This is a genomic window from Aquipuribacter nitratireducens (assembly GCF_037860835.1).
GTDB lineage: Bacteria > Actinomycetota > Actinomycetes > Actinomycetales > JBBAYJ01 > Aquipuribacter > Aquipuribacter nitratireducens.
Window position 1 is genome coordinate 1 of record NZ_JBBEOG010000016.1, and the last position, 11695, is coordinate 11695.

12 protein-coding genes are annotated in these 11695 nt (G+C 76.5%); 3 read left to right on the forward strand and 9 right to left on the reverse strand.

From position 1 onward, the window contains the following. The 5 genes from WAB14_RS17965 to WAB14_RS17985 all read right to left on the reverse strand — a co-directional run. A partial coding sequence (locus tag WAB14_RS17965; RefSeq protein ID WP_479688799.1) for a protein kinase family protein occupies window positions 1-1428 on the reverse strand: 1428 nt, incomplete at its 3' end. A 104-nt stretch (window positions 1429-1532) separates the two neighbouring features. Beyond that, window positions 1533-2858, reverse strand: coding sequence for a C40 family peptidase (locus WAB14_RS17970; protein WP_340271720.1), 1326 nt, complete (start codon window positions 2856-2858; stop codon window positions 1533-1535). Further along, window positions 2855-3265 carry a hypothetical protein gene (locus WAB14_RS17975; protein ID WP_340271721.1) on the reverse strand — a complete coding sequence of 137 codons (411 nt, stop codon included), beginning with the start codon at window positions 3263-3265 and terminating at the stop codon, window positions 2855-2857. Before WAB14_RS17975 ends, WAB14_RS17970 begins: the two co-directional genes overlap by 4 nt. 44 nt (window positions 3266-3309) lie before the next feature. After that, a complete protein-coding gene (gene murJ / locus WAB14_RS17980; RefSeq protein WP_340271722.1) occupies window positions 3310-5049 on the reverse strand; it encodes a murein biosynthesis integral membrane protein MurJ in 1740 nt (579 codons plus the stop codon). Next, window positions 5046-5546: an NUDIX hydrolase gene (locus WAB14_RS17985; RefSeq protein WP_340271723.1), complete on the reverse strand. Its 501-nt coding sequence runs from the start codon at window positions 5544-5546 to the stop codon at window positions 5046-5048. The genes murJ and WAB14_RS17985 overlap by 4 nt, the downstream gene beginning before the upstream one ends. A 68-nt stretch (window positions 5547-5614) precedes the next feature. Between WAB14_RS17985 and WAB14_RS17990 the strand changes: the two genes are divergently transcribed. Together WAB14_RS17990 and WAB14_RS17995 are read left to right on the forward strand one after the other, a co-directional pair. Next, entirely contained in the window at window positions 5615-7090 is a 1476-nt protein-coding gene (locus WAB14_RS17990) for a CCA tRNA nucleotidyltransferase (protein WP_340271724.1), read from the forward strand. 97 nt (window positions 7091-7187) lie between these two features. After that, window positions 7188-7685 carry a CAP domain-containing protein gene (locus WAB14_RS17995; RefSeq protein ID WP_340271725.1) on the forward strand — a complete coding sequence of 166 codons (498 nt, stop codon included), beginning with the start codon at window positions 7188-7190 and terminating at the stop codon, window positions 7683-7685. Here WAB14_RS17995 and WAB14_RS18000 read toward each other — a convergent pair. Genes WAB14_RS18000 through WAB14_RS18015 form a run of 4 tightly spaced genes read right to left on the reverse strand, consistent with a single transcriptional unit; the run spans window position 7673 to window position 11233 of the window. Then, the gene (locus tag WAB14_RS18000; protein ID WP_340271726.1) at window positions 7673-9016 is read right to left on the reverse strand and encodes an MFS transporter; all 1344 of its coding nucleotides are present in this window, start codon (window positions 9014-9016) and stop codon (window positions 7673-7675) included. The genes WAB14_RS17995 and WAB14_RS18000 overlap by 13 nt on opposite strands. Beyond that, complete coding sequence (locus tag WAB14_RS18005; RefSeq protein WP_340271727.1) at window positions 9013-9483, reverse strand: GtrA family protein; 471 nt, start codon at window positions 9481-9483, stop codon at window positions 9013-9015. Before WAB14_RS18005 ends, WAB14_RS18000 begins: the two co-directional genes overlap by 4 nt. After that, window positions 9480-10553, reverse strand: coding sequence for an inositol-3-phosphate synthase (locus tag WAB14_RS18010; RefSeq protein ID WP_340271728.1), 1074 nt, complete (start codon window positions 10551-10553; stop codon window positions 9480-9482). Before WAB14_RS18010 ends, WAB14_RS18005 begins: the two co-directional genes overlap by 4 nt. Before the next feature lie 35 nt (window positions 10554-10588). After that, a complete protein-coding gene (locus WAB14_RS18015; RefSeq protein ID WP_340271729.1) occupies window positions 10589-11233 on the reverse strand; it encodes a PadR family transcriptional regulator in 645 nt (214 codons plus the stop codon). 187 nt (window positions 11234-11420) lie between these two features. Here WAB14_RS18015 and WAB14_RS18020 point away from each other — a divergent pair. Continuing rightward, window positions 11421-11695: hypothetical protein (locus tag WAB14_RS18020; protein ID WP_340271730.1), on the forward strand; the 275-nt coding region annotated here is incomplete at its 3' end.

Below are 11695 nucleotides of genomic sequence, written 5' to 3' on the forward strand. Positions count from 1 at the left end.
GGGTCCTCGCCCGGACGCGGGCCGTCCCGGACCACGCCCTGCCGCGGAGACTGCCGCCGCGCCTGCCGCCGCGCCCGCCGCGCCCGCCGCGGCGCCGCGTCCCGCGGGCCCGGGCCAGGGGGCGTCGCGGGTGTCGTCGCGGGTGTCGTCGCGGGTGTCGTCGCGGGTGTCGTCGCCCGGGCCGGGTCCGCCGGGGGCGTACCCCGGGTCGGCAGCGGGGTCGTAGCCGGGGTCGTACGCGGGGTCGTAGGCCTGACCGTGCTCGTCGTAGCTGCTCGCCCACACGGTCTCGCCCTGGTAGGACGGCTCGTCCCACGCCGGCTGGTCCCAGCCGGGCTCCTCCTCCGCCCACGCCTCACCCCCGGGCAGGATCGACCAGTCGTCGTCCTCCTCGGACGCCCAGCCCGACGGCTGCTGCGCCCGCACGGGCCAGCCCCCGCCAGGCGCGGCGACGCCGGCCCCGGCACCGCCGGCGGCCGCCGCGGCGGGCGCGGCCGCGGCGCCCCCGGCCGGGGGGGTGGCGGCCGGGGGGTCCTCCCGCCCCCACGCCCCCCCGCCGGTGGGGTCCTCGTCGCCGTCCCCCCGTCCCCCGAGAGGCTCCTCGCCCCCGCCGTCGTGCTCCTCGTCGGGTGTCGCGAGGGGCGCGGGGACGGGGCGGGTCGCCTCCTCCTCCGCGAGGAGCCCTGCCCGGGCGCCCCGCAGCCGCGCGACGAGGGCCGCGAGGGACTCCAGCGACGGGTCCCCGGCGAAGGCGTCGTGCAGCAGACGGTCGACGTCGTCCGGGAGGCCGTCCCGCAGCGTGCTCGCCGCCACCGGGCGGCCCCGATCGGTCGGGGCCGCGGGGACGCCCTCGTGCTCGCCGAACGGCCACAGACCCGTGAGCAGGGTGTAGAGGACGGCGGCGACGTCCCGGACGTCCCGGCCCTCGGGTCGGGCGGCCGCCGCCGGGGTCGCGCCCCCGGCCGCCGCGGCGTCGACCCCGGTCCCGGTGACCCGCACGGTGCCGTCCTCGGTGCGGAGCACGTGCCGCGGGCCGAGCCGACCGTGGTGCAGGCCGCGCCCGGCCGCCGCCCGCAGCGCCTCGGCCGTCTCCGTCGCGACGCGCAGCGCCTCGGTCGGTTCCACGTGGCCGCCGAGGGCGCGGACGTCGTCGCCGCCCACCCACTCGAGGACGACGTAGCCGCTGGTGGCCTCGACCCCGACGCCGAGGACCCGCTGGAGGCGCGGGTCGTCGACGAGCGCGGCGCGTCGGGCGGCGTCGAGGACCGCCTGCGTACGGGGGTGGCCCGGGGCGAGGGCGCGGACCCCGACGGTGCGTTCGAGGGTGAGGTCGTCGGCCCGCCAGAGGGCGCTGCCCTCCTCCTCGCGCACCCGCTCGCGCAGCCTGTAGCGGCCCGCGAGGAGGCTGTCGGACCCGATCCGCTCCACCAACGCCTCCAGCCCTCGCCTCGTGCGGTCGGGCGCGCCGGGAGCACCCCGCTGCGCCGACCCCTGCGACCGCCCACTGTAGGGGGAAGGGCCTCGTGGGGCCGTCAGCCGACGGGTCGCACCGCCCCGTACACGGGTGTGCTCCACAGGGCGGACACCTTGACGACGTCGCCGGTCCGCGGCGCGGTGATCATGAGGCCGTCGCCGAGGTACATCGAGACGTGGTGGATCGACCCGGGGGCCGAGCCGCTCGCGTAGAAGAGGAGGTCGCCGGGCACCATCTGCGACACCGGGACCTTCCGCAGCCCGGCGTACTGCTGCCGCGACGTGCGGGGGATGTTGACGCCGGCCTGGCGGTACGACCACATGGTGAGGCCGGAGCAGTCGAACGTCGAGGGGCCGGTGGCGCCCCACACGTAGGTGGCGCCGAGCTTCGTGCCCGCCGCCCGGATGGCAGCGGCGGCCTGCGGGTTCGGTGCGGCGACCGCGGCCCGCTCGACGACGACGCGCGCCTCGTCGAGCGGCAGCCGCCCGCCCGGGGCGACGCTCGAGCTCGTGGGCGCCGGCCCGCCAGCGGACTCCCCGGCGAGGACGAGGGCCGACTGCCGGGCGACCGGGTCGGAGGGGAGCCCGCCCGCACCACCGGCGTCCGGGGCGGCCGCCGCTGCGGCGGCGGCCTCCGCCCGGGCGCGGGCCTCCGCAGCGGCGAGGGCCTCGGCGAGCCGGCGGGCCTCCTCGGCCTGCCGCTCGCGCTCGACGGCGGCGACGAGCGCCTGGTCGGCGGTGACGAGGAGGGCCTGGTGCTCCCGGAGGAGGGCCTCGGCGGCGGCGCTGCGCTCCTCGGCGAGGGTCTCGGCCGCCGCACGGTCGCGCCGGACGTCCTGCACGGCCTGCGACGTCGACACCGCGACGTCGACCTGTGCCCGGGCACGGGCGACGACCTCGGCGTCGGAGGCGAGGACGGTGCGGGCGGTGCGGAACGTCCGCACCTGCTCGGCGAACGCGGCCGGGCCGTCGCCGGCGGCGATGGAGACGGCGACGGCGGTGAGGGTGAGCTCCGTGGTGCCGCCCACCCGGTACAGGGCCCGGACCCGCTGGGTCGCGGCGCTGCGGTCGGCGTCGAGGCGCCGGCCGGCGTCGTCGAGGCGGACCTGGGCGTCGACCTCGGCCGCGGCGAGGGCGTCGGCCTGCGCGCGGACGGTGTTGTACTCCTCCACCGCCTGGTCGACGGCGACCTCGAGCCGCTCGACCTCCGCCCGGAGGGCGTCGACCTCGGCGCGGACCTCGGCGGCGGAGCGGTCGTCCGCCGGCGCGGTCGAGGGAGAGGGTGCGACGACGGGGGACGCGGTGGCGGGGGACGCACCGAGCAGCGCGACGGCTGTGAGGAGCCACACCGCGACGCCCGCGGTGCGACGACGTGGCGCCGTCATGTCCGCGTGTGCGTCGCGGTCGCCTCGACCGTGAGCCAGGCCTCGCTGCGCGGGATGTGGTGGAGCACGAGCGTCGGCGTCTCGCGGACCACCGTGACGGTGACGTCACCGGCGGGGCTCACGACGAAGGACTCCGCGGGCACCTCGTTGAACGCGTTGTCGGCCGCCGCGGCGGCGGTCGCCGTGAGGTACGCCTGCTGGACCGTGGCGCCGGAGACGAGGTCACGGGAGGCCTCCCGCGCGCTCGCGGCGGCCCCGTCCTCCACCGACAGGCGCGCGACGCCGAGGGAGATCCCGTCGAAGGCGAGGACGCCGATGATCCCCAGGTACACGACGAGCCGGACGAGCCAGCCGACGACGATGTCGCCGCGGTCGCCCGACGGGACCCGGTCGCGTGTCCTCCACATGGACCGGACGTCGGACGGCGCCCGGCCGGGCTTGAGCAGGGGCGTTACACCCGACCGCGCGCACCACCCCTGCGGAGCAACCGGGCGGCGAGCAGGTCGGCGACGGCGCGCGTCTCCCGCACCCGCAGCAGGAGGGTGCCGGCCACGTACCCGACGACGAGGACGGCGCCGCCGGCGAGCAGGCCGAGGAGGGCCTCGGGTCGGGACCCCGTGCCACCGGCGAGCCGACCGACGAGCACCGCGGCGGGGACGACGACCGCGAGGACGACACCGATCCGGGCGAGGACCCACAGGAAGCCCCGCACGCCGAGGTCACCGACCCGGCGGTGCAGCCACGCCGTCGCGACGACGAGCCCGGCGACCTCCCCGAGGCTCATCGACGCGGCGATGCCCGCCACCCACCACTGGACGGGGAGCAGGAACGGCACCGCGGCGGTCCCCGCGGCCCACACCCCCGCGGTCACGAGCGTCACCCAGAACGGCGTGCGGCCGTCCTCGTAGGCGTAGAACACGCGGCGGACGAGGTAGAGGACGCTGAAGAACGGCAGGCCGAGCGCCATGGCGGCGACCACGCGGCCGACGACGACGGGGGGCGCGTCGTCGGGGGCGAACAGCACGGCGGACACGAGGTCCCCGAACGCGACGAGGCCCGCCGCCGGCAGCGCGACCGCCACGAGGAGCAGCCGCATGTAGCGGCGCGTCCCCGCCGCGACCCCGGCGGTGTCCGCGTGCGCGGCGGCACCGGACACCTGCGTGAACACCGCGGTGACGACCGAGACGGCGATGAGGCTGTGGGGGAGCATGTAGAGGAGGAAGCCGAGCGTCCACGCCGTCGTCGACGCCGTCGTCTCGGCGAGGTCGGTGCCCCGGGTCACGGCCACCGTGCGGCTCGCGGTGTTCGACACGAGCACGAAGACGAGCTGGCTCACGACGATGCCGGCGAAGGTCCAGGCCGCGACGCGGCCGGCGCTGCGGAACCCGACGCCGCGCAGCCCCCACCGCGGGCGCAGGGTGAACCCGATCCGCCGCAGCGGCCACGCGAGGACCGCCGCCTGCCCGGCCACGCCGAGCGTGGCCGTCCCCGCGAGCAGGGCGACCATCCCCGGCGTCCACGCCGCCGGGTCGGTGGTCTGCTGGCGGCCGAAGGCGAGGAGGAACACGAGCATGCCCGTGATGGCGACGACGTTGTTCACGACGGGCGCCCACATGTACGGCCCGAAGCTGCCGCGGGCGTTGAGGACCTGGCCGAACAGCGTGTAGGCGCCGTAGAAGAACACCTGCGGCACGCACCAGAGGGCGAAGGCGACCGCGAGGTCGAACTCCGGCTGCGCCCACCCGTCGGTGTAGAGGGCCACGAGCGGGCGGGCGAGGAGCGTGAGGACGACGGTGAGCCCGAGCAGCCCGACGAGCGCCATGGTGAAGAGGCGGTCGAGGAACTCCCGGCCCCGGGCGCCGTCGCGGTCCGCCCGCACGATCTGGGGGACGAGGACGGCGTTGAGCGCCCCGCCCGCGACGATCGCGTAGATGAGGTTGGGCAGCTTGTTCGCCACGTCGAACGCGTTGGCGGCGAGGTTCGCGGCCGACAGGCCGAGCAGGGCCGTGAGGACGATCTTGCTGACGAGCCCGAGGACGCGGGAGACGAGGGTCCCCGACGCCATGACGGCGGTCGCCCGGCCGACCCGGACCCGCGGGCCCGTCGCGGCGCCCGTCGTGGCGACGGGTGCCTGTGCGGTGGTGCCGTCCTGGTCGGCCCGGCCGGCGCCGTCGCGGAGGCGCTCGCTCACCCGTGGCCCCGCCGGCGCTGCCCGGCGTGGGAGCCGCGTGCCGACTGCAGCGGCACGCCGAGCCGGGCCGCGGCCAGGCGGGCCGCGCGCCGCTCGTTGGGGAACGCGAGCCGGTCCTCGAGCGCGTCGAGGCCCACCCACGCCGCCTCGACCGCCTCGTGGTCGGGGTCGTTGTCGACCGTGACGGTCCCCCCCGTCGCCTCGAGGAGGAACAGGTGGACCGTCTTGTGGATGCGGTGGCCGTCGGCGAAGAACCAGTAGTCGATGGACCCGAGCGACTCCAGCACCCGGCCGTCGATGCCGGTCTCCTCCGCGATCTCCCGCACCGCCGCCTGCTCCGGCGTCTCCTCGCCCTCGAGGTGGCCCTTCGGCAGGCACCACTCGAGGCGGCCGGCCCGGTTGCGGCGGCAGATGAGGGCGACCCGCAGCGGGTCCGTGCTGCGGTCGACGACGAGCCCCCCGGCGGACACCTCGGTCCGGACGGGTGCGGGGCTCATCCGGCCAGGGTAGCCGCGCGGGTGCGGGCGACCCGGTCACCGGCCCCGGGCGCCTACCCTTGTCGGCCGTGCCCGAGGACCGTCCCGCCGCCCTGCGCCGCGCCGCCGCCGCGGTGGCCGCGCTCGTGCCCGAGCTCGGCGACCTCGGTGCGCGCTTCCAGGACGCGGGCTTCGAGCTCGCGCTCGTCGGGGGTCCCGTCCGGGACGCGTTCCTCGGCCGCACCTCCGGCGACCTCGACCTCACGACCGACGCGCGACCCGACGACACCGAGCGGCTGCTCGCCGCCTGGGGCGGGACGACGTGGGACATGGGCCGCACGTTCGGGACGATCGGCGCTCGCCGTGGCGGCACGACGGTCGAGGTCACGACCTACCGGGCCGACGCCTACGACGGGGAGACCCGCAAGCCGGTCGTGGAGTTCGGCGACTCCCTCGAGGAGGACCTGCGCCGGCGGGACTTCACGATGAACGCCATGGCGGTGCGCCTGCCGTCGCTCGAGCTCGTGGACCCGTTCGGGGGCGTGGACGACCTCGTCGCCCGCCGCCTCCGGACGCCGCAGCCGGCCCCCGCCAGCTTCCGCGACGACCCGCTGCGGATGATGCGCGCCGCGCGGTTCGCCTCCCAGCTCGGTGTCGACGTCGACGAGGAGGTCCGCGCCGCCATGACGGAGCGGGCCCCGACGATCGGCATCGTGTCGGCCGAGCGCGTGCGGGACGAGCTCGTCCGGCTCGTGTGCGGCCGCGACCCGCGGGCCGGGCTCGAGCTCATGGTGTCGACCGGGCTCGCCGACCACGTGCTGCCCGAGCTGCCGGCCCTGCGACTGGAGGTCGACGAGCACCACCGCCACAAGGACGTGTACGAGCACACCCTCACCGTCCTCGAGCAGGCCATCGCCCTGGAGGACGACCACCGGGACCCGGACGCGGTCGTGCCCGGCCCGGACCTCGTGCTCCGGCTCGCGGCGCTCCTGCACGACGTCGGCAAGCCGGCGACCCGGCGCTTCGAGCCGGGCGGCGGGGTGAGCTTCCACCACCACGAGGTGGTCGGCGCCAAGCTCACGGCGAAGCGCCTCAGGACGCTGCGCTTCGACAAGCAGACCGTCAAGGACGTCGCGCGGCTCGTCGAGCTGCACCTGCGGTTCCACGGCTACGGCGACGGGGCGTGGACCGACTCGGCGGTGCGCCGCTACGTCACCGACGCCGGCCCGCTGCTGCCGCGCCTGCACCGGCTCACGCGCAGCGACTCCACCACCCGCAACGCCCGCAAGGCCCAGCGGCTCCGCCTCGCCTACGACGACCTCGAGCGGCGCATCGATGTGCTGCGCGAGCAGGAGGAGCTCGCACGGGTGCGGCCCGACCTCGACGGCAACGCGATCATGCGCCTGCTCGACCTGCCACCCGGACCGCTCGTCGGCCGGGCCTACCGCCACCTGCTGCAGGTGCGTCTCGACGAGGGTCCGCTGGAGGGCGAGGCGGCCGAGGCCGAGCTGCGCCGGTGGTGGGCCGCGCAACCGGAGTCGCGGACGCAGCACACGGACGGGTGAAGGTCGAGCCGCCACGCCGGTGCACCCGCCTGTGATCTACGTCACGAAGCCAGCCGTCGGGCTGAGGCCCTGCCGCCGTCGTGCCGACACCGCACCCATGGAGACGCCGGAGACCCCCCTGTCCGTGCCCGTCCTCGACCGTCGCTCGGTGCTGCGCGGAGCCTCCGTGCTCGGTGCCGCCGGTGCCGCCGGTGCCGCCCTCACCCTGACGGCCGCCCCCGCGTCGGCGAGCCTCACGTCGATGTACTCCCACGTCGCCACGTCACGCCGGTCGGCCGGCAAGCGGCAGCTGTCCCGGGGCACCGCCCTCCAGCGGGTCGCGCAGGCGTGGGCGGTCGAGCTCGCCCGCACCGGGCAGCTGCGGCACAACCCCCGCTACGCCTCGCTCATCCCGCGCGGCTGGCTGCGTGCCGGCGAGAACGTCGGCTACGTGAGCGGCAGCAGCCCGGAGGCGCGCCTGCACCGGATGTGGATGGACAGCCGCGGTCACCGGGCCAACATCCTCGGCGCCTACACCCACGTCGGCATCGGCCGGGCCTTCGACTCCCGCGGGCGGCTGTGGGGTGTGCAGGTCTTCGCGGCCTACCCGCGCTGAGGGCGGGCGGCGGCGCGCGCGTAGCCGACCGCCACCGCGAGGTACAGGACGGCGATCCCGGCGTACAGCGGCCGGGAGTAGCCGTCGTCCGGCACGACGAGGGCACCGAGGCCGGCCGCGAGGACGAACGCGGCGTTGAAGACGACGTCGTAGAACGCGAACGCGCGACCCCGCACGTGCTCCGCGACGGCCGTCTGGACGTGCGTGTCCGCGCCGATCTTCACCACCTGGCCCGCGAGGCCGAGGACGAGCGCCCCCGCCGCGAGCGGTGCCGTCGCGATGCCGAGCACGAAGAGGGCCTCGGTGACCGCGGCGACGAGCAGAGCGAGGACGAGCCAGGTGTCGAGCGGGCCGAGCCCCAGGGGCGTGCCCCGGCGCTCGAGCGCGCGGACCGCGGCGGGCGTGACGGCGGCGGCGAGCAGCGCCCCGGCCGCGGCCGCCCCGCCGACCAGGCCGAGCACCCCGAACCCCGCCTCGACGTCGTCGGAGAGGTGGCCCCGGGCGAGGAGGACCGTCGCGATCGTCGACAGCCCGAAGGCGAACCGGTGGGCGCCCACGGCGCCGATGGCGTCGCGGGCGACCGGACGGCGCCACACGTGCGCGGCGCCCTCACGCAGGCCGCGGGCGACGGCGACGGCCGCTGCGCGGGTGCTCGCGGCACTCGGGGTGTCCGGGCCGAGCTCGCGGTGCCCGAGGCGCCCGGTGAGCAGGGCGGCTCCGAGGAAGAGCGCGGCCGCAGCCGCGACGACGAGGCCGTCGGTGGGCGCACCGGGTCCCAGCGCGAGGCGCAGGCCGAGGCCGAGGCCGAACCCGGCGCCGAACGCCCCGGTGCCGAGGGTCGGCGTCACGGCGTTCGCGGGTACGAGCAGCGCCCGCGGCACCACGTGCGGCAGGGAGGCACCGAGGCCGGCGAGGAGGAACCGGTTGACGGAGAGGGCGGCGAGGACGAGCAGGTAGAGCGCGCCGAGGACCCCGCCCTCGAGGCGACCGTCCGCCGCGACGACGAGCGCCGCGACCGCGAGGGCGAGGACGACGCGCACGAGGTTGCTGACGAGCAGGACGCGCTGCCGGCTCCAGCGGTCGAGCAGCACCCCGGCGAACGGCCCGACCACGGTGAACGGCAGGACCGCGACGGTCAGCACGCCGGCGACGAGCGGCGCCGTCGGCGCCTGCGTCGGGTTGAACAGGACGAAGCTCGCGAGCCCCGCCTGGAAGGCCCCGTCCCCGAGCTGGCTCGTGAGCCGGACGGCCAGGAGGCGGCGGTAGCGGTCCCCGCGCAGGACGCGGGCGAAGCCCGCCGTGCCGGGCGCGGGGGAGGTCGCCGTCGTCACGGCGCCGAGCCGTCCGCGGACCGGCCCGGCAGCGCGTCGCGGAAGGTCCACCAGCGGTACGCGCAGTAGTTGAGGACGGCGTTCGTCGAGGCCGACAGCACCCGTGCCACGAGCAGGGGCATGCCCGTGAGGAGGAGCAGCTGGACGCCGAACAGCACGAGGAGGAAGTCCGCCGCGACCTGCGGGAGGAACCGGGACACCTGCGCCCCGGCGTGGCCGTGGGCGGCGTCGAAGGCGTACCACCGGTTGAGGACGAAGTTGAGCGCGTACGTGAGGACGAACGCGATCGCGACGCTCGCCAGCCGCGGGAGGGGGGTGAAGGCGTCGAGCAGCGCGAGGACGGTGAGGTCGAAGGCGAGCCCGAACGCGCTGAAGGCGAGGAAGCGGGTGAGGGAGTGCCGCTGCACGCGGGACAGCCAGGAGGCGGTCGCCTCCTGGCTGTCCGTCGTGGTGCGGGCGGTCGTCACCCCTCGCCGCGGATGAAGGCCTCGACGCCCTCGCGGCCCCGGTCGTCGGGCAGCTGCACCGGCGGGGACTTCATGAAGTACGTGCTGGCGGCGTGGACCGGCCCACCGAGCCCGCGGTCCTTCGCGATCTTGGCGGCCCGGACGGCGTCGATGATGACGCCGGCGGAGTTGGGGGAGTCCCACACCTCGAGCTTGTACTCGAGGTTGAGCGGGACGTCGCCGAACGCGCGGCCCTCGAGGCGGACGTAGGCCCACTTGCGGTCGTCGAGCCACTCGACGTAGTCGCTCGGCCCGATGTGGACGTTGCGCGCGCCGAGCTCGTGGTCGACGTTGCTCGTGACGGCCTGCGTCTTCGACACCTTCTTCGACTGCAGCCGGTCGCGCTCGAGCATGTTCTTGAAGTCCATGTTGCCGCCGACGTTGAGCTGGTACGTCCGGTCGAGGACGACGCCGCGCTCCTGGAAGAGGCGGGCGAGCACGCGGTGGGTGATGGTGGCGCCGACCTGGCTCTTGATGTCGTCGCCGACGATCGGCACGCCGGCGTCGGTGAAGCGCTGGGCCCACTCGGGGTCGCTCGCGATGAAGACCGGGAGCGCGTTGACGAACGCGACGCCCGCCTCGAGCGCGCACTCGGCGTAGAACTTCGCCGCCTCCTCGCTGCCGACGGGCAGGTAGCAGACGAGGACGTCGGCGCGGGCCTCGCGCAGCGCCGCGACGACGTCGACGGGCTCGGCGTCGGACTCCTCGATCGTCTCGCGGTAGTAGCGGCCGAGGCCGTCGAGGGTGCGGCCGCGCTGGACGGGCACGCCGAGCGGCGGCACGTCGCAGATGGAGATCGTGTTGTTCTCGCTCGCGACGATGGCCTCGGACAGGTCGAAGCCGACCTTCTTCGCGTCGACGTCGAACGCGGCGACGAGCTCGATGTCGCGGACGTGGTAGTCGCCGAACCGCACGTGCATGAGCCCGGGCACCGAGCTGTCCGGGGACGCGTCGGCGTAGTAGTGGATGCCCTGGACGAGCGACGCGGCGCAGTTGCCGACGCCGACCACGGCGAGGCGGATGGAACCCATGCGTTCTCCTGTTCGTCGACCGGACGGTCCGGTCGTCAGCTGGGGTGGGGCTGGTCCGCGGTCCGGCGGATCGCCGCCGCGCGGGGGGACTGGGGCTGGGGCCGGGGACCGCTCCCGTGCGCCTCGCGCTCGGCCGCGAGGCGCTGCTCGGTCCAGCGCAGCTCGGCCTCGACCGAGGCGACGCCCCGCTGCACCCACGCGCGGCGGTAGGGGTCGCGGGTCTCGACCGTCGTCGTGCGGTCGTCGCGCCGGACGGACGCGAGCCGGTCGAGCAGGCGGGCGAGCCGCTGCTCCAGGACCCGGACCCTCTCGTCGGGGCCGAGCCGGGCGAAGAACGCGAAGCGGACGGCGAAGGCGTCGTCGTCGCTCAGCGGGGCGCCGGGGTCGGTGAGGAGCTCGCGGAAGCGCTCGCGGCCCGCGGGGGTCAGCTCGTAGACGACCTTGTGCGCGGACCGCGACGTGCCCGCCCGCACCGGACCGGCGGGGTCGGCCTCGGAGGCCGCCACCCAGCCGCGCGCCTGCAGGCGGCGCAGGGTGGGGTAGAGGGTGCCGAAGCTGAGCGCCGCGCGCCACGGGCCCAGCAGCGCGGTGACGTGCTTGCGCAGGTGGTAGCCGTGCATCGGGGCGTCGTCGAGCACGCCGAGGACGGCGAGCTCGATGACGTCGGTGCGGCGCGGCACGGGGCCTCCGGTCGGTTCACGGGCGGGACGTCGGCGGGGACGACGCGGGGACGAGGCGGGGACGAGGCTGGGTCGGGTCGCCGCACCGGGTGTCGCCGCGATGTATCGACGCGATACGTCCTGACCCGACGCGAATGTAGGCCGCGGGCGTCACGAGCGCCAAGTCGGCCCGGTCATACTGGACAGGATGCCCACCCAGACCTCGATCTTCCCTGATCCCGCGCGCCCGTCCGGCCGTCGCGTCCGGACCCTCCCCTCGGCCGGAGTGCGCGGCCCGGCCATGACCGGGGGCCTGCGCGGTGGCGTCCGCGACGTGCGGCCGGTCGTCGTCGCCCAGGCCGGACCGTCGTCGCCGTTCCCGACCGGTCCCTCGGGCCGGTCGGGACCCGCGGGCCGGGGCGGCGCCGCCGGCGCCGGTGGCGCGGCCGGGCGCGGGGGCCGTCCGGGCGGCTCGGGCGGCTC

Coding starts and splice junctions, on each gene's coding strand:
- WAB14_RS18010 (WP_340271728.1), bottom strand. CDS start 10,553: ATGGGTTCCATCCGCCTCGCCGTGGTCGGCGTCGGCAACTGCGCCGCG.
- WAB14_RS17995 (WP_340271725.1), top strand. CDS start 7,188: ATGGAGACGCCGGAGACCCCCCTGTCCGTGCCCGTCCTCGACCGTCGC.
- WAB14_RS17975 (WP_340271721.1), bottom strand. CDS start 3,265: ATGTGGAGGACACGCGACCGGGTCCCGTCGGGCGACCGCGGCGACATC.
- WAB14_RS17985 (WP_340271723.1), bottom strand. CDS start 5,546: ATGAGCCCCGCACCCGTCCGGACCGAGGTGTCCGCCGGGGGGCTCGTC.
- WAB14_RS17970 (WP_340271720.1), bottom strand. CDS start 2,858: ATGACGGCGCCACGTCGTCGCACCGCGGGCGTCGCGGTGTGGCTCCTC.